The sequence below is a fragment of the Pseudescherichia sp. AS216 genome (genome assembly GCF_037152055.1).
GTDB lineage: Bacteria > Pseudomonadota > Gammaproteobacteria > Enterobacterales > Enterobacteriaceae > Pseudescherichia.
The window spans coordinates 851,313-870,697 of record NZ_JBBCMV010000001.1; the positions used below are offsets into that span (position 1 = coordinate 851,313).

At 54.6% G+C, this 19,385-nt stretch carries 28 protein-coding genes; 25 read left to right on the forward strand and 3 right to left on the reverse strand.

Going from position 1 to position 19,385, the window contains the following annotated elements:
• Window positions 1–6 precede the first annotated feature (6 nt).
• The 3 genes from WFN61_RS04185 to WFN61_RS04195 all read left to right on the forward strand — a co-directional run bounded on the left by WFN61_RS04185 (window position 7) and on the right by WFN61_RS04195 (window position 1,301).
• Complete coding sequence (locus WFN61_RS04185; RefSeq protein ID WP_337038094.1) at window positions 7–504, forward strand: lysozyme; 498 nt, start codon at window positions 7–9, stop codon at window positions 502–504.
• The gene (locus WFN61_RS04190; RefSeq protein WP_337037811.1) at window positions 494–859 is read left to right on the forward strand and encodes a hypothetical protein; all 366 of its coding nucleotides are present in this window, start codon (window positions 494–496) and stop codon (window positions 857–859) included. The genes WFN61_RS04185 and WFN61_RS04190 overlap by 11 nt, the downstream gene beginning before the upstream one ends.
• 205 nt (window positions 860–1,064) lie before the next feature.
• A complete protein-coding gene (locus tag WFN61_RS04195) occupies window positions 1,065–1,301 on the forward strand; it encodes a hypothetical protein (protein ID WP_337037813.1) in 237 nt (78 codons plus the stop codon).
• 107 nt (window positions 1,302–1,408) lie between these two features.
• Here WFN61_RS04195 and WFN61_RS04200 read toward each other — a convergent pair whose 3' ends face one another.
• From WFN61_RS04200 to WFN61_RS04205, 3 genes are all read right to left on the reverse strand, one after another.
• Window positions 1,409–1,678, reverse strand: coding sequence for a hypothetical protein (locus WFN61_RS04200; protein ID WP_337037815.1), 270 nt, complete (start codon window positions 1,676–1,678; stop codon window positions 1,409–1,411).
• A 59-nt stretch (window positions 1,679–1,737) separates the two neighbouring features.
• Entirely contained in the window at window positions 1,738–1,914 is a 177-nt protein-coding gene (locus WFN61_RS20930; protein ID WP_409418497.1) for a YnfU family zinc-binding protein, read from the reverse strand.
• A gap of 99 nt (window positions 1,915–2,013) precedes the next feature.
• Complete coding sequence (locus tag WFN61_RS04205; protein ID WP_312227072.1) at window positions 2,014–2,175, reverse strand: YnfU family zinc-binding protein; 162 nt, start codon at window positions 2,173–2,175, stop codon at window positions 2,014–2,016.
• A gap of 312 nt (window positions 2,176–2,487) precedes the next feature.
• On the opposite strand from WFN61_RS04205, the gene WFN61_RS04210 reads away from it, so the two are divergent.
• From WFN61_RS04210 to WFN61_RS04315, 22 genes are all read left to right on the forward strand, one after another.
• Complete coding sequence (locus WFN61_RS04210; RefSeq protein ID WP_337037821.1) at window positions 2,488–3,411, forward strand: phage tail tip fiber protein; 924 nt, start codon at window positions 2,488–2,490, stop codon at window positions 3,409–3,411.
• Complete coding sequence (locus WFN61_RS04215; protein ID WP_337037824.1) at window positions 3,411–3,767, forward strand: HNH endonuclease; 357 nt, start codon at window positions 3,411–3,413, stop codon at window positions 3,765–3,767. Before WFN61_RS04210 ends, WFN61_RS04215 begins: the two co-directional genes overlap by 1 nt.
• Window positions 3,768–3,784: 17 nt before the next feature.
• The gene (locus tag WFN61_RS04220) at window positions 3,785–4,450 is read left to right on the forward strand and encodes an HNH endonuclease (protein ID WP_337037826.1); all 666 of its coding nucleotides are present in this window, start codon (window positions 3,785–3,787) and stop codon (window positions 4,448–4,450) included.
• Between the two features lie 197 nt (window positions 4,451–4,647).
• On the forward strand, window positions 4,648–5,121 hold the full coding sequence (locus tag WFN61_RS04225; RefSeq protein WP_337037828.1) for a phage terminase small subunit P27 family: 474 nt from the start codon (window positions 4,648–4,650) through the stop codon (window positions 5,119–5,121).
• Window positions 5,121–6,878, forward strand: a complete 1,758-nt coding sequence (locus WFN61_RS04230; RefSeq protein ID WP_337037829.1) for a terminase large subunit — start codon at window positions 5,121–5,123, stop codon at window positions 6,876–6,878. Before WFN61_RS04225 ends, WFN61_RS04230 begins: the two co-directional genes overlap by 1 nt.
• Window positions 6,878–8,191 (forward strand): phage portal protein, encoded by a 1,314-nt coding sequence (locus tag WFN61_RS04235; RefSeq protein ID WP_337037832.1) that lies wholly within the window; start codon window positions 6,878–6,880, stop codon window positions 8,189–8,191. Before WFN61_RS04230 ends, WFN61_RS04235 begins: the two co-directional genes overlap by 1 nt.
• A gap of 8 nt (window positions 8,192–8,199) precedes the next feature.
• Window positions 8,200–9,048: a head maturation protease, ClpP-related gene (locus tag WFN61_RS04240; RefSeq protein ID WP_337037835.1), complete on the forward strand. Its 849-nt coding sequence runs from the start codon at window positions 8,200–8,202 to the stop codon at window positions 9,046–9,048.
• Window positions 9,049–9,057: 9 nt separating this feature from the next.
• Complete coding sequence (locus tag WFN61_RS04245; RefSeq protein ID WP_337037839.1) at window positions 9,058–10,278, forward strand: phage major capsid protein; 1,221 nt, start codon at window positions 9,058–9,060, stop codon at window positions 10,276–10,278.
• Window positions 10,279–10,330: 52 nt separating this feature from the next.
• Window positions 10,331–10,513, forward strand: coding sequence for a DUF7210 family protein (locus tag WFN61_RS04250; protein ID WP_337037840.1), 183 nt, complete (start codon window positions 10,331–10,333; stop codon window positions 10,511–10,513).
• A 9-nt stretch (window positions 10,514–10,522) separates the two neighbouring features.
• Window positions 10,523–10,849 (forward strand): head-tail connector protein, encoded by a 327-nt coding sequence (locus WFN61_RS04255; protein ID WP_337037842.1) that lies wholly within the window; start codon window positions 10,523–10,525, stop codon window positions 10,847–10,849.
• Window positions 10,846–11,187: a phage head closure protein gene (locus WFN61_RS04260; RefSeq protein ID WP_337037845.1), complete on the forward strand. Its 342-nt coding sequence runs from the start codon at window positions 10,846–10,848 to the stop codon at window positions 11,185–11,187. The genes WFN61_RS04255 and WFN61_RS04260 overlap by 4 nt, the downstream gene beginning before the upstream one ends.
• Complete coding sequence (locus WFN61_RS04265; RefSeq protein ID WP_337037847.1) at window positions 11,184–11,633, forward strand: HK97-gp10 family putative phage morphogenesis protein; 450 nt, start codon at window positions 11,184–11,186, stop codon at window positions 11,631–11,633. Before WFN61_RS04260 ends, WFN61_RS04265 begins: the two co-directional genes overlap by 4 nt.
• A complete protein-coding gene (locus WFN61_RS04270; RefSeq protein WP_337037849.1) occupies window positions 11,630–11,959 on the forward strand; it encodes a DUF3168 domain-containing protein in 330 nt (109 codons plus the stop codon). Before WFN61_RS04265 ends, WFN61_RS04270 begins: the two co-directional genes overlap by 4 nt.
• Before the next feature lie 60 nt (window positions 11,960–12,019).
• The gene (locus tag WFN61_RS04275) at window positions 12,020–12,475 is read left to right on the forward strand and encodes a phage tail tube protein (RefSeq protein ID WP_144817378.1); all 456 of its coding nucleotides are present in this window, start codon (window positions 12,020–12,022) and stop codon (window positions 12,473–12,475) included.
• A gap of 49 nt (window positions 12,476–12,524) precedes the next feature.
• The gene (locus WFN61_RS04280; protein ID WP_337037851.1) at window positions 12,525–12,920 is read left to right on the forward strand and encodes a phage tail assembly chaperone; all 396 of its coding nucleotides are present in this window, start codon (window positions 12,525–12,527) and stop codon (window positions 12,918–12,920) included.
• A gap of 23 nt (window positions 12,921–12,943) precedes the next feature.
• Window positions 12,944–13,213, forward strand: a complete 270-nt coding sequence (locus WFN61_RS04285) for a phage tail assembly protein T (RefSeq protein WP_337037852.1) — start codon at window positions 12,944–12,946, stop codon at window positions 13,211–13,213.
• 68 nt (window positions 13,214–13,281) lie between these two features.
• Window positions 13,282–13,623, forward strand: a complete 342-nt coding sequence (locus tag WFN61_RS04290; protein ID WP_337037854.1) for a zinc ribbon domain-containing protein — start codon at window positions 13,282–13,284, stop codon at window positions 13,621–13,623.
• Between the two features lie 55 nt (window positions 13,624–13,678).
• Entirely contained in the window at window positions 13,679–16,942 is a 3,264-nt protein-coding gene (locus WFN61_RS04295; RefSeq protein WP_337037857.1) for a phage tail tape measure protein, read from the forward strand.
• A 2-nt stretch (window positions 16,943–16,944) separates the two neighbouring features.
• The gene (locus WFN61_RS04300) at window positions 16,945–17,283 is read left to right on the forward strand and encodes a phage tail protein (protein WP_337037859.1); all 339 of its coding nucleotides are present in this window, start codon (window positions 16,945–16,947) and stop codon (window positions 17,281–17,283) included.
• Window positions 17,280–18,038 (forward strand): phage minor tail protein L, encoded by a 759-nt coding sequence (locus WFN61_RS04305; RefSeq protein ID WP_337037861.1) that lies wholly within the window; start codon window positions 17,280–17,282, stop codon window positions 18,036–18,038. The genes WFN61_RS04300 and WFN61_RS04305 overlap by 4 nt, the downstream gene beginning before the upstream one ends.
• Window positions 18,039–18,040: 2 nt before the next feature.
• On the forward strand, window positions 18,041–18,751 hold the full coding sequence (locus tag WFN61_RS04310; RefSeq protein ID WP_337037862.1) for a C40 family peptidase: 711 nt from the start codon (window positions 18,041–18,043) through the stop codon (window positions 18,749–18,751).
• Window positions 18,751–19,338, forward strand: a complete 588-nt coding sequence (locus WFN61_RS04315) for a tail assembly protein (protein WP_337037864.1) — start codon at window positions 18,751–18,753, stop codon at window positions 19,336–19,338. Before WFN61_RS04310 ends, WFN61_RS04315 begins: the two co-directional genes overlap by 1 nt.
• The last annotated feature ends 47 nt before the right edge of the window (window positions 19,339–19,385 follow it).

Here is a 19,385-nt window from a genome sequence, read left to right on the forward strand (position 1 = left end):
ATGCCAATGACCAGCAGCCTGCGCAAAAAACTCATCGGTGTAGCTGGTGCTGGTGCGCTGGCGATCGCCACAGTATTCCTCGGCGGCAAAGACGGCGTAGAGGGGCGGAAGTACGAAGCCTATAAAGACGTAGCCGGAGTATGGACCGTCTGCGATGGCCATACAGGCCGGGATATCGTGAGAGGGAAGACCTACACCGATCGCGAGTGTGACAACCTGCTATGGAAAGACTTACAGCCAGCCAAGAAGACGGTTGATAGTCTGGTCAAAGCGCCGCTGAACGAGTATCAGCGCGCCGCGCTCTACAGCTTCGTCTTTAACGTTGGCTCTGACGCGTTCTCGAAATCAACGCTGCTGCGCAAGCTGAACAAAGGCGACCATGCCGGAGCGTGCGAAGAGATGCGCCGCTGGGTTTACGCTGGTGGCATGAAGTGGAAAGGCCTCCAGAACCGGCGCGAAATGGAGCGCAGCTTGTGCCTGGCGGAGGGGAAGAATGACCTTTAGCATTCGAACGATCCTGATGATCGCTCTCGTGGTCATGCTGCTTGGTATTGGCTATGGCGAGCTACGGTACCGGAATGGCTGGTACGCCCACGCTGACCACATCAACGCCCTGGCCGCCGGTAAGCGCGCCAAAGCTGAGAAGGCCATTCAGCCTGTTGAGCAGAAGGCCGCGCAGGCCAGCGACGAAGGCCGAATCATCTACCGAACCATAACCCGCGACGTGGTGAAATATGTCCAGGACCCGAATCGTACCGTTTGTGTTTTTGATGATGAGTCTGTCCGGCTGCGGCAACGCGCTATCAACGCTGCCAACTCCATCAGCGGATTTGATGCAGCCCCCATGCAGGGCAAGTGATGCTGGCGCAGACAGCGACGCAGACCTGCAGGCGGATACTGAGACGGCGGAATGCCTCCGCCAGCTGCGACTGGATAAGTACCGCTGGCAGGCCTGGTATAAGGCGGTTAAGTAATGCGGAGTCGCTCAAATTTTTACAGTACGTCAATATCCAGTGCCGATATAATGACCTATCCTGACTGCGACTAATTGCAGCGGAGGGGATATGAAACAGCCTTTGGATTTGAGCAAAGTGGCGGTATGGCAGCTTACGTTCCGGTTCTCGACTGCGTCAGTGCCTGACGGCCAGGGCATCCACTTTGTGCGGGCGCTGAAGAACGAATCTACACGCCAGCTATATGACCGGATATTTGATGAAGTTGACCCTGAGTTACGGGCTCAGCATGGCGATTACCAGCTGCGGAGCTGCAATATCAGGCCTGCTATTATGAAAGAAGACTGACCGCCTGCGGGCGGTTTTTTATTGCTGAATATATGCCTGTATCGAGAGTAAATTTAAATAACGTTTCTTTGAGAAGGTAACAAATGACATTAGAAACATATATATAATTAACCTTCTCTGAATCTTCTTATCGACTCTTGTTCACTGATGTACTCAAAAGGCAGCAACTTTTCTGGTTTGCTCTCCGAAAACCAGCCCTGACTGCTGCGCTTAAGAACTGAGCCATTTGCAAAGCAAATATTATTCACACTGCGAATTAATGCGAATTTACCGTTATTAAAAGCGACCCGATGAATGCAAATCGGATGTGAAGATTCTCCCTGAAAACGGCTCTCAATAATGCCACATGTGAGCATTACGTCTGTAGTATTTTTCATGATTGCCTTCTATCTCAAAGTGTTCTGGTTACTAAAAGTTTGTTTGAAGGAAGAGCGGCTTATCCTCCAATGCATTTACATTCAGATGGTAAGAAATCCAGACCGCAATACGGGCATTCAAGAGATAAATCTTTACGCATTTTTCCTGCTTTCTGGTCTGCGATCTGAGAGCACCTGGGACAGGTGACATGTACGGGGCGCTCTTTGAGCTTTCTAAGTCCGCTGGTGTACGACACGGTATGCTACTCCAAACTTTTGGACAGGAAGGTACAAGCTACCAACAACTTATAGCTAAATGAGGGGGGTAAAATCTCACAAGAAGGTTTTCAGGGGACTTACCGTTCCTCGGGGAGAAAGAAGTGCCCACATTTCGGGCATATACAGGTAATGTTCTTACGGATTTTGCTACTTTTTTGTTCCATTGCGTAAGAGCAGTGTGGACAGTTAACTTTAACTGGCTTATCCATGTACATTTTTAGGTCATCGAAAATAGTCATAAATTTACTCTATAAATGTGTGGGTAATCATTGTATCCCTCCTGACTTTTATTTGCTCACTTATTGTTCAGTTATGCTTTTCGTAAGGTGAAACGGTCTGTACGAGGTTTCGCACTTCCGAAAGGCGCTTAAACATTTGGGTGAGAAAACCTTTCTTCAATGCTTAATTAGCAAGCCACTGGCATCCGCTGATGGCTTTTTTTATGCGCCTCGCACGCGCACCAAAGAGAGTCTTTCAGCCGTGAGCCTGGGGATCCGCTTCTCTCGGGCGGCTGTCCCGTGCGACAGGCTCACATCTAAAAGGAAACCACCATGAAACGTTTACCACTGAAAACGGTAATGAACAGCCTTCGCATTGTCACGCTTGAGTGTGGCTATGAACTCCATAATGCTGCCGGTACCGCCAAATATGATGCGTGGGGCATTCGGGAAGAAGTGCACGGCATCCCGGAGTATTTCCCTATTTCTATCTCACTTAAAGGGCCTGACATTCCCGCATCAGATACAAATGAGACCAGCTCTGAGAAGGTAGCCGAGCCGAGCCTAGGTGACCTGCTGGCAATGCAGAAAGCTATAGCCGATCAGCTTGACCATTTAAAGGACTGCTGGGGGCAGCGTCTGGGCACGTCGTCAGAGGGTAAGACTCCGGTGATCATGCTGTCAGATCGCTACACAGTTATTGGCGGAGGCTACACCCCTGAAGAGATAAAAGCGGCAGTGGAGCACATTCAGGCAATCAGGTCTGGAAAGGAGTTCAGCAAGGCCGCGCAGGAGGCATCACCGTTTTATTTTAAGGGTGAGCAGGCATTCATCAAGGATGCGTTTATCGGCAATGGCATTACAACAGAGCGCAGCTTAATGAAGGTAAAGCGCGATGAGAACGGCCGTCTTTATGCTGCTGGTATGGGTATTACTGTTGAGGATGGTAAAGGGCAGGTTGCGTTTAAAGCCGAAAAGTTTGAGGTTACAAACGCGGCACAGATCGTTATCGAAAACGCAAAGGCAATCACTAATGCTCGTATTGCTGCCGCTGAAGTAAAGACTCGCCTCTCTGACGATATGCGCGAAGCTGTTATTGATGCTGTACGTGAAAGCGATCTGTTTAAGGCGTTGCTGGCGTCACGGGATGCTCAGGCATCGACAATTGTCACCACGCAGCAGGCTATTGAACAGGCCGCAACGAACGCCATCCGCAACGCGCTGAAGCCCGGCGGTCTGCTGTTTGGTAAGCGCTAATGCCCGCCGCTATCCCTCGTGCCTGCCGTAAACGCGGCTGCTCAGGCACAACGACAGACCGCTCTGGTTACTGCGAGGCTCACCGCAACGAAGGCTGGCAACAGCATCAGCGGGGGCTGAGCCGCCACCAGCGCGGCTATGGCAGTAAGTGGGACATTATCCGGGCGCGCATCCTTACCCGCGATCGGCACCTGTGCCAGGAATGCATGAGGAATGGGAAGCCCGTTCCGGCAACTACGGTTGACCACATCAAACCCAAAGCTCATGGCGGCACTGATGAAGACAGCAATCTGGTTGCGATCTGCTTCAAGTGCCATAAGGCCAAAACCGCCCGGGATCGTTTAAACCGAAACTGACCCTTACAGGTGAAAGCATGACTGATTCATTAATTGACTCAGGGCGCACGCACGTCGGTGCTAAGGCATTGCGACCTGCTTGTTCTGTTGAAGGGTGTGAGTTGCCAACAAGAGCCAATAACACGCCGTATTGCGAAAAACATTACATGCGTGTTCGCCGTCATGGTTCGACGGATAAGCTCAGCACAAGGAAGGCTGGCAAGCTTGAGCACTCAGGCGGGTACCTTCTGGTATATGCGCCTGATCACCCGCTGGCTGGTGGCAGTGGTCGTGTCTACGAGCACCGTAAGGTCTATTACGACGCACACGGCGCTGGGCCATTTGGGTGTCATTGGTGTAGGAAGGTTATCGATTGGGATAACTTGCACATCGATCATCTCGATGACTGTAAGACCAATAACGAGCCATCAAACCTTGTTGCCAGTTGCGCCGTATGTAATCAGCAGCGCGGCCGCGAGAAGATGGTGAAGACGATGCGGGATAAATCTCATCGACGTTATACAGCTCATGGCAAGACGATGTGCCTGAATGAATGGGCTGACTATCTTGGCATTTCACGCAACTCGATTGAGTACCGACTCAAAGCAGGCTGGGATATCAGCAAGGTGTTCGGCCCTCGTATCGGAAACAGCGGGCCACCAAGCAGAAAGCTTGCCAAGGCGGTACATGACAGCGTCAAATGAGAATCAATATCGATAAACGATTTCAAATGCAATCATTTCAGGATGAATGATATCGATTCTCATCAACAGGGAGGGCGGGTCGAAAGTTCAGGGCCTTGCCGCCTGAGGACCGCCGCCTAACCCTTTCTCGCATCGCCGCAGGTTAGAAAACTTTTTTATGGGGTCCCCCACTCGATGATTAATAGGAGTTTTCGATTATGTCAGGACCACCGAAAACCCCGACCCATCTACGTTTGGTGAGGGGTAACCCATCAAAACGCCCGATCAATAAAGATGAGCCGCAACCGCCCGCAGGGGTACCCCCAACTCCTAAGCATTTCGACAAGCAGGCGAAGTACTGGTTTAAGCGCATGGCTGAGGAGCTGGATGCCGTCGGTGTCATCTCTCAGCTGGACGGCCGGGCGCTCGAATTGCTGGTTGAGGCATATACCGAGTACCGGCACCACTGCGACACGCTGGAGATCGAGGGTTATACGTATCGAACTGAAACGCAGACGGGTGATGTGCTGATTAAGGCGCATCCTGCCGCAATAATGAAAGCAGATGCCTGGAAAAGGCTGCGCGCCATGCTTGCAGAATTTGGCATGACGCCCGCCAGCCGCTCTAAGGTAAGCGCCAAAACGCCGGACGCGGTTGATCCGCTGGCAGAATTTATGAAAGCGAGGGATTAATGGCTAAGGTTGTCGATGGTATCCGCTACGCCGAGCGCGTAGTGGCAGGGGAGGTTATCGCCTGTGAGTTTGTGCGGATGGCCTGCCAGCGTTTTCTGAGTGATCTGAAAAACGGCGAGGCGCGTGGGATCTTCTTCAGCGAGCCGCGGGCGCAACACATTCTGAATTTTTATAAGTTCATCCCCCACGTGAAAGGTGCGCAGGCCGGGCAGCCCATTGACCTTATGGACTGGCATGTGTTCATTCTCATCAACATCTACGGGTTCGTCATTCCGCTGGTGAATGAGGAATCCGGTGAAGTAGTGCTGCGAAACGATGGCAGCGGCCGTCCGGTGATGGTGCGCCGGTTCCGCACCGCCTACAACGAGGTGGCGCGTAAAAACGCCAAGTCTACGCTGTCTTCCGGTGTCGGCCTTTACATGGCTGGCGCAGATGGCGAGGGTGGCGCTGAGGTTTACTCTGCGGCTACTACCCGCGATCAGGCACGCATTGTTTTCGAAGATGCCAAAAACATGGTGAAGAAAGCGAAAGCGACGCTGGGCCGTCTGTTCGAGTACAACAAGCTGGCGATTTATCAGGAGCAAAGCGCGTCAAAATTCGAGCCGCTTTCCAGCGACGCGAACAACCTTGACGGCCTGAACATTCACTGCGGCATTGTCGATGAGTTGCATGCTCACAAAACCCGTGATGTCTGGGACGTTCTGGAGACGGCGACCGGCGCGCGCCTGCAGTCGCTGCTGTTCGGCATCACCACCGCAGGCTTCAACAAAGAAGGCATCTGCTACGAGCTGCGCGATTACGCCATCAAGGTATTGCGCGATTTCAACAGTGATGTCGAGGGTGCGGTTAAGGACGACACATTCTTTGCCATCATCTACACCCTGGACGAAGGCGACGATCCGTTCGATGAAACGGTCTGGCAGAAGGCCAACCCTGGGCTGGGGATTTGTAAGCGCTGGGATGATCTGCGGCGGCTCGCAAATAAAGCCAAAGAGCAGGTGTCCGCGCGGGTTAACTTTTTCACCAAGCACATGAATATCTGGGTTACTGCGGAGTCTTCCTGGATGGATATGCTGAAGTGGGAAAAATGTGAGCCTGTCGCGCCAGCTCATGAGCTGAAAACCTATCCGCTCTGGGTGGGCGTTGACCTGTCGAACAAAATTGACATCTGCGCTGCCGTAAAAGCCTGGCGCTCTCCTGATGGCCATGTTCACGCTGACTTCAAATTCTGGCTGCCTGAGGGGCGGCTTGAGAAGTGCTCCCGACAGATGGCTGAGCTCTACCGTAAATGGGAGGAGCTGGACAAGCTTATCCTGACCGACGGGGATGTGATAGACCACGCCCAGATCAAGGAAGAGCTACAGGCCTGGGTGGCTGGTGAAAGCCTGAAGGAAATCGGCTTCGACCCATGGAGCGCCACGCAGTTCAGCCTGGCACTTGCCGAAGAAGGTTTGCCGCTGGTGGAGGTGCCTCAGACAGTCCGCAACTTCTCTGAGGCCATGAAGGAAGTCGAGGCGCTGGTGTATGGCGGGCGGTTCCATCACAGCAACCACCCGGTGATGAACTGGATGATGTCGAACGTGACGGTAAGGCCCGATCGTAATGACAATATCTTCCCCAATAAATCGACACCAGAAGCCAAGATTGACGGCCCGGCGGCACTGTTTACCGCAATGAGCCGACTGTTGGTTAACGGTGGCAACGACCAGCAGGATCTGAGTGGCTTCTTTGATAACCCCATTATGGTAGGTTTCTGATGAAGAAAAATAAGCAGCCGGGGCAGCCGGGAAAGGTGAAAAGCGCCTTGCTCAACTGGCTGGGCGTCCCCATCAGCCTGACCACCGGGACTTTCTGGCAGGAGTGGTACGGAACGAGCAGCAGCGGCAAAGCGGTGACGGCAGATAAAGCGATACGGCTATCAGCGGTCTGGTCCTGCGTCCGGCTCCTGAGCGAGTCGGTTTCTACATTACCTGTCAAGATCTACATCCGACAGGCTGACGGCTCGCGCAAGCTGGCGCAGGATCATCCGGTTTATCAGGTTCTGTGCCGCCGACCCAACCTTGAAATGACGCCATCCCGGTTCATGCTGATGGTGGTGGCCAGTATCTGCCTCCGTGGTAATGCGTTCGTCGAGAAGCTCTTTATCGGTAGCAAACTGGTATCGCTGGTGCCGCTGCTCCCCCAGAACATGGTGGTGAAGCGGCTGGATAACAGGCGGCTGGAGTACACCTATACCGAGGGCGGTAAAGAGCGCGTTATCCCTGAAAAAAATTTGATGCATATACGCGGATTCGGGCTTGATGGCGTCTGCGGCATGATGCCAATGATGACGGGCCGGGACGTAATCGGCGCGGCGATGGCCGTCGAAGAGTCAGCCGCCAAGATTTTCGAGAATGGCCTGCAAAGCTCTGGTTTTCTTTCAGCGGATCAAGCGCTCAATGACGAACAGCGCGAGCGGCTTCGCGGCTATATGCAGGCCTTTACTGGCTCCCGGAATGCCGGGAAAATTATGGTTCTTGAGGGCGGGCTGAAATACCAGAACGTCACCATGAACCCCGAGGCGGCACAGATGCTTGAATCGCGATCCTTCAGTATTGAGGAGATCTGCCGCTGGTTCCGCGTGCCGCCGTTTATGGTTGGTCACACCTCGAAACAGAGCAGCTGGGCGTCGAGCCTGGAGGGAATGAACCTCCAGTTCCTGACGCATACCCTGCGCCCGCTGCTGGTGAACATCGAGCAGGAGATTTCCCGCTGCCTGCTGAACGGTGAAGAGGACCTCTTTGCCGAGTTCTCAGTCGAAGGGTTGCTGCGCGCTGACAGCGCTGGCCGCGCTGCTTACTACACCAGTGCGCTGCAGAACGGCTGGATGTCCCGCAACGATGTGCGCCGCCTGGAGAATATGCCACCTATCGAAGGTGGCGATATTTATACGGTGCAGCTCAACCTGACGCCGCTCGAAGAACTGAAGCAAAACAGCCAGGCCGCGCAGGCATTTGCGCTGCAGCAGGTCCATAACCACGTATTCCCCGACATCCCGTTTGAACAGTCACCGCTAAAAAAAGCGGCTTAGGAGCATCCATGACAATCAAAAGCCTTCCGGCGGCGCCGGAGGGGCGACCGTTTGCGCGCGAAAAACCTGATCTGCCAGCTGCAGCGATGGAGCGCTGGAACGGCGGCATCCGCGCCGCCCGGGACGGAGACAACAGCATTTCTATCTTCGACGTGATCGGCGCTGATTACTGGGGAGAAGGCGTAACGGCCAGCCGCATTGCAGGTGCGCTGCGCTCGCTCGGCGGCGCTGACGTGACGGTTAACATCAACAGCCCCGGCGGCGACATGTTCGAGGGCCTGGCGATTTACAACCTGCTGCGCGAGTATGACGGCAAAGTCACTGTAAAAGTGCTGGGCCTAGCAGCATCTGCCGCGTCGGTTATCGCGATGGCCGGTGACGATATACAGATCGGGCGCGGCGCGTTCCTGATGATTCACAACTGCTGGGTCTATGCGATGGGTAACCGTCATGACCTTGCGCAGATCGCCGCTGACATGGAGCCGTTTGATAAAGCAATGAGCGATATCTACCAGGCCCGCAGCGGTCTTGATGCCGAAACCGTCGAAAAGATGATGGACGGCGAAACCTATATTGGCGGCAGCGACGCAGTAGCGAAGGGCTTTGCTGACAGCCTTCTTTCCGCTGATGAAATTGCTGATGACGACGACAGCCCGGCGGCGGCGCTGCGCAAGCTTGATGCGCTGCTGGCCAAAACCGATACGCCGCGCTCTGAGCGTCGAAAGCTCCTTAAAGCCTTATCCGGCAGCAAGCCAGGCGCTGTTGCCACCTCTGAAGGTACGCCGGGCGCTACCGAAGAAATCAACCCTGACAATCTCAAACAACTTGAAGACGCCCTGGCGGCGTTCGGCCAATAAGGAAAGACCATGTCTGAAGTTAACGAATTACTGAAAAAAGTCTCCGCGAAGCTGGAAGAAGTTTCCAGCACTTTCAGCCAGAAAGCCGAGGACGCGCTGAGGGAGGCTAAAAACTCTGGACAGCTTTCTGCGCAGACCAAAGAGGCGGTAGATAAAATTGCCACTGAACATAATGCGCTGAACGATGCACTGAAGTTGCTGAAATCTTCAGTGGGTGAAATTGAGCAGCAGGTAGCGCAGATGCCGCTGGCCAGTGCTGCAAAAATTATCGAGACCGTTGGCCAGACCGTTATCAGCAGTGAAGCGCTCAAAGCGTTCGCGGCAAGCGTTGAAGGCGGGAAGCGCGTCAGCGTTCCTGTAAATGCTGCGCTGATCTCCACTGACGTGGCAACCGGTGTGGTTGAGCCGCAGCGCCTGCCGGGTATTGATACCGCGCCGAAGCAGCGCCTCTTCATCCGGGATCTGATTGCGCCGGGCCGTACTTCTGCACCGGCCATCTTCTGGGTACAGCAGACTGGCTTCACTAATGCGGCGAAGGTTGTGCCTGAAGGCACCGCCAAGCCGTACAGCGATATCCAGTTCGCCACGCAGATCACTCCGGTGACCACCATCGCGCACATGTTTAAAGCATCCAAGCAAATCCTGGACGATTTCGCGCAGCTCCAGTCGACCATCGATGCAGAAATGCGTTACGGCCTGAAGTATGTAGAAGAGCAGGAAATCCTGTTCGGCGACGGCACCGGCGCGCATCTGAAAGGCATCGTGCCTCAGGCCTCGGCGTACGACGCTGAGTTCACCGTCGAACAGCAGAACGGCATCGACGATTTGCGTCTCGCAATGCTGCAGGCTCAGCTGGCGCGCTTCCCGGCTTCCGGCCACGTCCTTCACTTCGTTGACTGGGCGAAGATTGAGCTCACCAAAGACACCCTGGGCCGCTACATTCTGGCGAACCCGGCGGCCCTGACCGGTCCGACTCTGTGGGGCTTGCCGGTGGTGGCCACCGAGGCCGCCGCCTTCCAGGGTAAATTCCTGACCGGTGCGTTTAACGCTGCGGCGCAACTGTTCGACCGTGAAGACGCCAACGTGGTTATCTCCACCGAGAACGCCGACGACTTCGAGAAGAACATGATCTCGATTCGTTGCGAAGAACGCCTGGCGCTGGCCGTGAAACGTCCGGAAGCGTTTATCTACGGTTCCTTCACCGCGCCTGCTGCTGGCGGCGGTGCGTAAACCTTAACGGCGGCCTATGGGCCGCTTTTCTTTTTCCTTAAAGGAGACAGCCATGAAGCTGATCGCTATCAAGCCAATCTACTTTGAAGGCAGCGTACTGACCGAGGGCACTGAGTTTGAGACGCTGGAGCAACACGGTCGCGACCTTCTGGCCAGCGGTTACGCTCAGGAGCCTGGCGAGAAAAAGCCGGATCCTGATAAAGACCAAAAGCCGAAAGGGAACAAGACCAAATAAGGAGTGGGCATGCTGACCAAAGAGCAGGTTAAGCGCCACTGCAACATTGAGCAGGATTTCACGGAAGACGATAACTGGATCGACACCAGTATCAAAGCTGCGGCGCGGTACGTCGAAACATGGACCCGCCGTCGGCTTTATGACACTGCCGATGATCCTGGCTATCTCGCTGACCCTGATCGGTTGCTTTATGGCGAAGACATCGAAATGGCTATGCTGCTGCTTATCGGTCACTGGTACGCAAACCGTGAAGCTGTAAACGTAGGTAACGTAACTTCTGCGCTTGCGTTCTCCACTGAAGCGCTTCTTCAACCCTACCGGATATATGGCGTATGAGAGCGGGAAGACTGCGACACCGGGTTACGTTACAAAAGCCAGCATCAGGAAGATTACCTTCCGGACAGCCTGCCACTGGCTGGGTGGATGTAACTTCTGTCCGCGCTGAGGTGGCGGACGTATCCGGGCGAGAGATGATAGATGGCGGCGCTGAGATAAGCAGCACGACTACTCGGATCTGGATGCGGCGCTATCCGTCCATTCCCGTATCTGCGGGCTGGCGTGCCGTTCACCTGCCGCCAACCGGTAGCGGCGAGATATACGACATCAAATCGGCTATCTCTGCCGAGAACGGTACCCGCCTGGAGTTACTGTGTGAGAAGGGGGTGAAGCAGTGATTTCAACGAGTCTTGATTTCTCCGGCCTGGCTGACATTGCTAAGGATCTGGAAACGCTAAGCCGGGCAGAAAATAACAAAGTTTTGCGTGACGCCACCCGGGCGGGCGCTCAGGTTCTGAAAGAAGAAGTAGAGAATCTCGCGCCAGTCAGAACCGGAAAGATGAAAAAAAACGTAGTGGTGGTAACCCAGAAGGGACGCCGTCGCGGCGAAATCACTTCCGGTGTACATATTCGGGGCGTCAACCCGAATACTGGCAACAGCGATAACACCATGAAAGCTAACAACCGTCGCAACGCTTTTTACTGGCGGTTTGTCGAGCTCGGGACATCGAATATGCCAGCACACCCCTTTGTGCGTCCAGCGTTTGACACTCGGCAGGAAGAAGCCACCCAGGCGGCGATGTCGCGAATGAATCAGGCTATCGATGAGGTACTGGCGAAATGACCGAAGCCGATATCTATCCACACCTCAGTGCGCTGGCAGGGGGCAAAGTCTTTCCGTACATGGCGCCGCAGGGAACCTCTGCACCGTGGGTTATTTACCTGCTGCCTTCCTCTGCCGGGGAGGATGTTTTCTGCGGACCGGCAGAAACAGCAATCACGGTTCAGGTTGACGCCTGGGCTTCGTCGATTGATGAAGCCCGGGCGCTGCGTAATCAGGTTAAAGCTGCTTTAGCCGATCTGCACCCTGTAGGGCTGAACGAAATCAACGGCTACGAGCCTGACACCGGACTTTACAGGGCCACGCTTGAAGTTCAGATCTGGCAATAACTCCACACGTCACATTAACTCTGCCGCCTCCGGGCGGCTTTTTTATATCCGGAGATCACCATGTCCTCTAAGTACGAAAAAACACAGGGAACGAAAATCAACGTTTCCTCCGAGCCGGCTACCTCAGCCAATCCCGCTGGCGCAACTTGGCAATCTATTAACTGCTCTACCAAAGAGCTGAGCTATACCGGCGGCCAGAAGTCAGACATCGACACCACAACCCTTTGCTCCACCGAGCAGGAGATGACGAACGGACTGGCCGCACCGGGTGAAATGACGGTTTCCGGTAACTGGTCATCAGAAGAAGAGGGGCAGAACACGCTGCGCACCGCTTACGATACCGACGCACTGCATGCGTTTCAGGTGATCTTCCCGTCCGGCAACGGTTACGCGTTTCTGGCAGAAGTGCGTCAGAACAGCTGGAGTCTGGGTACCGCCGGGGTGGTGACGGCATCGTTTACGCTGCGCATCAAAGGCAAGCCCGTCGCGATCGTGCCTGCACCCTCTGCGGGTTAATAACAGCGGCGAAAGCCGCTTTTCCTGAAAACGAAACGAGAACAATGAAATGGCCAATAAGGTTTCACAGAATTCACTTCGCTCGCTCGCGCTGGCGCCGATGGCAGGCTTCCGTACCAAAACCGTCACCGTTCCGGAGTGGAAAAACGCCACGGTAAAACTGCGTGAGCCCTCAGCGCAGGCCTGGCTGGAATGGCAGCAGGTACTTAATCCGAAGCAGGAAGAAGGCGAACCAAAAGAGCTGACAGCAGCAGAACGCGCGCTGCGTAACAAGAGCGCAGACGTGGTGCTGTTTATTGACGTGCTGCTTGAGGAAGATGGCACGCAGGTCTTCAGCGAAGAGGATAAGGCGCAGGTCGAGCAGTTCTATGGCCCGGTGCACTCCCGTCTTCTCAAACAGGCGCTTGATCTGACTACTTCGGCGGCTGAGGTGGAAAAGCCGTAAGCCAGCCCGGCACGTTCTTCCTAATGACGCTGGCGCTCCGCCTGGGGCGCACGCTTGATGAGCTGAAGCAAACCCTGACTGCCAGGGAGCTGCGTATGTGGATCGAGTTTGACCGTATCAATCCCATCAGCGATCGGCGCGGCGATATTCAGGCAGCGCAGATTTCCGCTGCCGTGCTCAACTCGCAGGGCGCTAAGGTAAGCATGGATGATGTGATCCTTCAGTGGAATGTGCCTGAACATGAAGAGAGCAGTGCCGGGCTGGAGGGGTTCTTTGCTGCATTGGCTGGCTGAACATGAAGTGACATTTCATATCGATGATATTAGGATTAAGCCTGATAGTTAAAGATAAGGAATGTGATATGGAGTTTTTTCTAGCTGCCGCCGTACTGGGGGTAATTCCTGCTCTGATCGCTCATAGTAAGGGGCGCTCATTTGCAGCATGGTGGTTTTATGGTTTTCTATTATTTGTCATCGCCTTAGTTCATTCTCTGGTTATTAAAAAAGACACTAAAGTGATTGAGCAGGAGATGATAGATGATGGGATGAAAAAGTGTCCTTTTTGTGCTGAATTAGTACGTAACGAAGCTGTAAAGTGCAAGCACTGTGGCAGCGACATTAGCGGAAATAATCATTTAGTAAACAATGAAAAATCCGATGAAGAATATTTAGAGGAAGCAAGGAAAAAAGCCGGGCTTCTTTAATGATATATTAACCACTACAAACCCCGCTCCAGCGGGGTTTTTTATTGGGTGAATTATGGCTACGCTGCGCGAACTGATTATAAAGATCTCAGCTAACTCTCAATCTTTTCAATCTGAGATTTCCCGCGCATCCCGCATGGGATCTGACTATTACAAAACGATGGAGCAGGGCGGGAGAAAGGCTGCAGTAGCCACCCGAGAAACTCAACGTTCTTTAAGTGATCTTAATGCTGAATTAGCCTCGGTTCGCTCTACAGCAGCAGGAATGGCAGGAGCGTTTGCTGGCGCTTTTGCTACGAGCCAGCTAATTCATTATGCAGATACCTGGAATCAACTGAACGGTCGCTTACGCCTGGCGTCATCGTCTGCAGATGATTTCTCAACAGCTCAACAGACCCTTATGTCTATAAGCCAGCGTACTGGCACATCCTTTGAAGCAAACGCTAATCTTTACAGCCGTGTCGCCCAATCTCTGCGAGACGCAGGTTATGCATCTTCAGATGTAGCCAAGGTAACTGAAACAGTCGCTACCTCTTTAAAGCTCTCAGGCGCTAGCACAGAAGAGGCCAGTTCTGTTATTACGCAGCTAAGCCAAGCACTCGGTTCTGGAGTTCTAAGAGGTGAAGAGTTTAACGCCATTATGGAAAGCGGCGGTCGCCTCGCTAAATTTCTCGCCGACGGTCTTAATACCTCTATTGGTGGCTTACGTAATATGGCTAACAATGGTGAGCTAACGACCGACAAAATTGTTCCTCTGCTTACCAATGTGTCACAGTTGCGTAAAGAATTTGATTCGTTGCCAGCAAGTATCAGCGGATCAGCTCAAAAGGTTGAAAACGCATTCATGGCATGGGTGGGTGGAGCAAACCAGGCGGTGGGCGCATCTTCAACTCTTTCAGGTGTACTGGATGGTTTAGCTGGCAATATCGATACCGTGGCAAATGTCACTGGCACCCTAGTTGGCTTGGGTGTTGCGCGTTATTTTGGAAACATGGTTTCCAGCGTTACTACTGCTACCGCTTCTGTTGTGGCAAATACCACAGCAGAGGTGGCGCTGGCAGAGGCACAGTTACGTGGCACGCAAATAAGTGTGGCTACTGCACGACAGACCGTTTACAGAGCTCAGCAGGCACGCTCTGCGGCGGCGAGTATTGATGCGCAAATAGTTGCGGAGCGCCAACTTATTGCTGCGCAAGCGCAACTAAATACTGCCATTTCAGCTCGTACTTCTGCTTCAAGTCGCTTAACTGAAACCGCATCTGTAATGTCGAGGCTAGGAGGTGGCGTTCTCAACCTGCTGGGTGGGTGGCCTGGAGTGATTCTTGCCTCTGGTGCTGCTATGTATGGACTGTACCAGCACACCGAGCAGGTACATAAAGAAGCTGTAGGTTTCGCCAGTAATTTAGAAGAAATTAATTCTCGCCTGAAGGAAATGTCCTCATTAGGCTTACGTTCCACAGCAGCTGACGCCCGTTCTTCAATTGATGCCCAGAAAAAAGATATTGCTGATCTCGACACTCAGATAGCAAAGGTAAAAGACAGCCTTGCTGGATTAGCGCAGATACAGCAAAACTATAATGAAAGTCCTACCATGACATGGATTAATACATTCATGGATCAGGCGGCCATTACTGAAAAGAATATTTCCCTTACAGACCAGCTAAATAAACTTCAGTTCCAGCGCGAGCAATCTGTTTCTAAACTGCAACAAACGCAGACGCTGTTTAATAGTGCTAGCGAGCAGGCAGTACAAAAAGCTATCCAGGAAGCAGGGGCAATAGCCACTCTTAAAGGGGCGTATGATCTTCTTAACCGGAGTATGGGTGTAACTCCAACTAATCGCCCCGCTTCATATGCCGGTCCGGTTATTTCCACTGCGAACGCTACCCCTCAGCAGGCAACAGCGGTAGAGAAAGCCCGTCGTGATAATGAACTCGCTAGCCTGTCAGGCCTTGAAAAACTTCATCAACAGCATGTTTACGAAGCTCAAGACCTTAAGCTTACAGGTGCTCTTTACACCCAATATATCTACAACAAGGATCAGGCCGCTCGAAAAGATGATGCTTCTGCGCAGGCGAAAAAAGACGAAACGGCGGCAACAAATGCGCAGAACAAGGCGGCGCGAGAAGCTACTCAGACAGCCGAGCAGTTTAGCCGAAAAATGGCCGATCTTAGTGTTGCTACCGAAGTGCAAAAGGTTCGCGCTACTCAAGGCGAAAAGGCTGCAGAACTGTACGCGGCATCGCATGAGAACGGAACTAAATGGAGTGAAGAGCAGCGTAAATCCATCGAAGCCGGGGCAGTGGCCCTAGCCCAGTGGTCGCAAAAAGCCGACGAGGCAGTTCGTAAACAACGTGAGATGACCGATGCGCTTAAGGATCTCAAAGACGCAGCGCGCCGATATCAGGATGAAACAAGCCTGAATGTCGCGACGTCAGGGATGGGGAGTCGTGATCAGGATCAGTACCGTGAACGACAGGAAGTAGAGCGAGTCTTTGATAAAACGGATAAAGGCGCAGAGGCTGTTGCCGCTCGCGCTTCAGCGCTCGATGCGCTTGATAAAAAATATCAACAGGCTAAAGCCAGCGAACTGGACTGGCGGGCCGGTGTAAGCGCTGGTCTTGCTGACTGGATGGATAATGTCAGCAATATCGCGGGCACAGTTTCGCAAGGAATTACCTCAACCATGGACAGCGCGCTGGATAACGTAGCCTCTATGCTCGTTCGTGGAAAAGCGGACTGGAAAGAGTGGGGGCTGTCCGCTCTGGAGATGATCGCGAAGGTCAGCCTGCAGATGGCAGCGGTCAGTACGCTGGGTGGCTCGTCGGGGCTGCTGGGCTCTCTGGTAGGTAGCGTGGCGGGGGCATTGGGTGGTGGTGCCGCGGCTGCGGCTGGTGCAACGCCGTCGGGAGCTTATTCCGCAGCTGCTGGCGCACTCACATTCAACGCTAAAGGCGGATTTTACGACTCGCCTTCGCTTAGCGCATACAGCAACAGCATTGTCGATACGCCGACGTTCTTCGCATTTGCTAAAGGCGCGGGCGTCATGGGCGAGGCCGGACCAGAGGCAATCATGCCGCTGACTCGCACTGCTAATGGCTCGCTTGGAGTCCGGGCGGTGGATTTAGGCCAGGGTCAGGGCGGCGGAATGTCCATCAACATCGGCGATATCAACTTCAATTCCCAGACGCAGCAGCCAGCCAGTCAGGGCATTGCCAGCGCCGCTGGCCGCCAGCTGACGGATGCGATTGTGCGTACGGTCAACGATGAAGTCAGCCGCCCCGGCACGCCTCTCTGGCGGGCAATCAAAGGAGTTTAACCTTGGCCACTGAAACCTTTACCTGGTGCCCGCGCGTTGGCGCGCAAGGCGATACCAGCTTCCGGACCCGCAAGGCGCAGTTCGGGGACGGATATGCCCAGGTGTCCGGCGACGGCATCAACCCCAGGACACCGCAGTGGAGTGTCAGCTTTACCGGAAAGGAGGCTTATATCCTGGAGATAAAAACCTTTCTCGAACGGCATGCAGGGTGGAAGTCTTTCCAGTGGAAACCTCCGCTTGAGTCCATGGGGCTTTACCGATCCGAATCCATCAACATTGTCACCCATGGTGCTGGTCTCTACACCCTCAGCACCACCTTCACACAGGCGTTTCACCCATGAGTATTACATCTGACGTACAGAAGCTGGAGCCCGGCGAGAAGGTCAGGCTGCTGGAGGTGGACGGCTCGGCGTTCGGCGCGGGGATCCTGCGCTTTCACAACGAGAACATTCCTCATACAGAGGCCGAGCTTGCCGCAGCGGGTGGCGATGAAGACCGCCTCGATCCGAAATCGCTCTGGTGGCAGGGTCTGGAGTACAGCGCCTGGCCGTTCCAGCTAGAGGGGCTTGCCTTCAGCAGCGACGGGCAGAGCGCCAGGCCAAAACTGACCGTGGCAAACATCAAAGGGACCATCGGCGCGCTGTGCCGCCGGTTCCAGGGCATGGCCCGGGCGAAAGTCATCATTCATGACACCTTTGCCCACTATCTGGATGCCCGCAATTTTTCGCAGGGCAACCCGGATGCCGACCCACTGGAGGAGCGCAGGCAGGTCTTCTATGTGGATCGCAAATCCGGCGGTGATGACGAAACGGTGGAGTTTGAGCTGTCCAGCCCCGCCGAGCTGCGCGGCCAGCAGATCCCGACGCGGCAGATCCAGCCGCTGTGCACCTGGTGCATGCGGGGCTGGTACAAAACCGGTAATGGCTGCACCTACGCCGGGCAAAACGGCTGGTTCGATAAAGACGGCAATCGGGTGGATGATCCTGCGCTGGATGTGTGTTCCGGACTGCTCTCGACCGGCTGTAAGCCGCGCTTCGGTGAAAACGAGGAGCTTGATTATGGCGGGATGCCGGGGGCGTCCCTTCTGAGGAGTTAACCATGCGCAGTAAAACTATCAGCGCCATCATGGAGCACGCTGAATCAGCGTTCCCCTCTGAGTGCTGCGGCCTGGTTATCCAGAAGGGCCGGGTTGAAAAATACATCCCGTGTGAGAACCGCGCTGCCGAGCCCGGCGAGCAGTTCGAGATCGCGCCGGAGGAATATGCCGCAGCAGAGGACCAGGGCACGGTGGTGGCGGTGGTTCACAGCCACCCCGGCGACGGCGCAACCACACAGCCCAGCGAGCTCGATATGCTGATGTGTGATGCCACCGAGGTGCCCTGGGTGATCGCGTCATGGCCAGAAGGTGATATCCGCACCATCATGCCCCGTGGCGATCGCCCGCTGACCGGCAGGCAGTTCGTTCTGGGCCACGCCGACTGCTGGTCTCTGCTGATGGATTATTTCCGTACAGAGCACGGCATCACACTGCCCAATTACAGCGTGGAGCGCCACTGGTGGGAGCAGGGCGAGAACCTGTATATGGATAACTGGCACGAGTGCGGCTTCCGGGAGTTCAGCGGGCCGCCGCGCCCGGGTGATGTGGTGATCATGCAGGTTCAGTCACCTGTGCCAAACCATGCCGGTGTGCTGCTGGAGGGAAACATGCTGCTGCACCACATGTACGGCCAGCTGAGCCAGCGGGTACCCTATGGCGGCTATTACCTCGACCGTACCATCAAAATTGTGCGTCACCAGGAGCTGATGTAATGGAGAACTGCACCGTGATCAAACTCAGCGGCTCGATGGCGCAGCGCTTCGGGCGAACGCATTACCGGGTGCTCGACTCTTCGAGGGAGGTATTCCGGGCGCTTTCCGCAACCATTGACGGCTTTGATGCATGGCTGCGTGAGGCGCGGGCGCTGGGACTTGATTTTGTCATCTTCCGCAACCGCCGCAATATCGGTGAGGATGAGTTCGGGATGTGCAGTGGCGGTAATGAGCTGCGCATTATCCCTGTTATCCGGGGCAGCAAGCGCGCGGGCGTATTCCAGATAGTGGCCGCTGCTGCGATCGCTGCCTTCGCCTGGTGGAACCCTATCGGGTGGACGGCCGCCACGCAGGGCGCACTGTATGCTGCTGCCGGATCTATGGCCGTCGGCGGCGTGGTGCAGATGCTGTCCCCGCAGGTATCCGGGTTGCGCTCGCGTGAGGATCCGGATAACAAACCCTCCTATGCCTTCGGCGGGCCGGTGAACACCACAGCTGCAGGGAATCCGGTACCGCTGCTGTACGGTCAGCGCGATATCGGCGGAGCCATCATATCAGCGGGCATCTACACCGAAGACCAGCAGTAACTTATCTCTTTCTACTACGGCCGCCTCTGAGCGGCTTTTTTTATGGG

Bases quoted from the DNA above. Each gene is read 5' to 3' on its own strand.
- WFN61_RS04280 (WP_337037851.1), top strand. From the start codon at position 12,525: ATGGCCAATAAGGTTTCACAGAATTCACTTCGCTCGCTCGCGCTGGCG.
- WFN61_RS04255 (WP_337037842.1), top strand. From the start codon at position 10,523: ATGCTGACCAAAGAGCAGGTTAAGCGCCACTGCAACATTGAGCAGGAT.
- WFN61_RS04230 (WP_337037829.1), top strand. From the start codon at position 5,121: ATGGCTAAGGTTGTCGATGGTATCCGCTACGCCGAGCGCGTAGTGGCA.
- WFN61_RS04285 (WP_337037852.1), top strand. From the start codon at position 12,944: ATGACGCTGGCGCTCCGCCTGGGGCGCACGCTTGATGAGCTGAAGCAA.
- WFN61_RS04235 (WP_337037832.1), top strand. From the start codon at position 6,878: ATGAAGAAAAATAAGCAGCCGGGGCAGCCGGGAAAGGTGAAAAGCGCC.
- WFN61_RS04210 (WP_337037821.1), top strand. From the start codon at position 2,488: ATGAAACGTTTACCACTGAAAACGGTAATGAACAGCCTTCGCATTGTC.
- WFN61_RS04290 (WP_337037854.1), top strand. From the start codon at position 13,282: ATGGAGTTTTTTCTAGCTGCCGCCGTACTGGGGGTAATTCCTGCTCTG.
- WFN61_RS04225 (WP_337037828.1), top strand. From the start codon at position 4,648: ATGTCAGGACCACCGAAAACCCCGACCCATCTACGTTTGGTGAGGGGT.
- WFN61_RS04260 (WP_337037845.1), top strand. From the start codon at position 10,846: ATGAGAGCGGGAAGACTGCGACACCGGGTTACGTTACAAAAGCCAGCA.
- WFN61_RS04310 (WP_337037862.1), top strand. From the start codon at position 18,041: ATGCGCAGTAAAACTATCAGCGCCATCATGGAGCACGCTGAATCAGCG.
- WFN61_RS04240 (WP_337037835.1), top strand. From the start codon at position 8,200: ATGACAATCAAAAGCCTTCCGGCGGCGCCGGAGGGGCGACCGTTTGCG.
- WFN61_RS04250 (WP_337037840.1), top strand. From the start codon at position 10,331: ATGAAGCTGATCGCTATCAAGCCAATCTACTTTGAAGGCAGCGTACTG.
- WFN61_RS04270 (WP_337037849.1), top strand. From the start codon at position 11,630: ATGACCGAAGCCGATATCTATCCACACCTCAGTGCGCTGGCAGGGGGC.
- WFN61_RS04295 (WP_337037857.1), top strand. From the start codon at position 13,679: ATGGCTACGCTGCGCGAACTGATTATAAAGATCTCAGCTAACTCTCAA.
- WFN61_RS04200 (WP_337037815.1), bottom strand. From the start codon at position 1,678: ATGAAAAATACTACAGACGTAATGCTCACATGTGGCATTATTGAGAGC.
- WFN61_RS04245 (WP_337037839.1), top strand. From the start codon at position 9,058: ATGTCTGAAGTTAACGAATTACTGAAAAAAGTCTCCGCGAAGCTGGAA.
- WFN61_RS04185 (WP_337038094.1), top strand. From the start codon at position 7: ATGACCAGCAGCCTGCGCAAAAAACTCATCGGTGTAGCTGGTGCTGGT.
- WFN61_RS04305 (WP_337037861.1), top strand. From the start codon at position 17,280: ATGAGTATTACATCTGACGTACAGAAGCTGGAGCCCGGCGAGAAGGTC.
- WFN61_RS04215 (WP_337037824.1), top strand. From the start codon at position 3,411: ATGCCCGCCGCTATCCCTCGTGCCTGCCGTAAACGCGGCTGCTCAGGC.
- WFN61_RS04205 (WP_312227072.1), bottom strand. From the start codon at position 2,175: ATGACTATTTTCGATGACCTAAAAATGTACATGGATAAGCCAGTTAAA.
- WFN61_RS04195 (WP_337037813.1), top strand. From the start codon at position 1,065: ATGAAACAGCCTTTGGATTTGAGCAAAGTGGCGGTATGGCAGCTTACG.
- WFN61_RS04220 (WP_337037826.1), top strand. From the start codon at position 3,785: ATGACTGATTCATTAATTGACTCAGGGCGCACGCACGTCGGTGCTAAG.
- WFN61_RS04315 (WP_337037864.1), top strand. From the start codon at position 18,751: ATGGAGAACTGCACCGTGATCAAACTCAGCGGCTCGATGGCGCAGCGC.
- WFN61_RS04275 (WP_144817378.1), top strand. From the start codon at position 12,020: ATGTCCTCTAAGTACGAAAAAACACAGGGAACGAAAATCAACGTTTCC.
- WFN61_RS04190 (WP_337037811.1), top strand. From the start codon at position 494: ATGACCTTTAGCATTCGAACGATCCTGATGATCGCTCTCGTGGTCATG.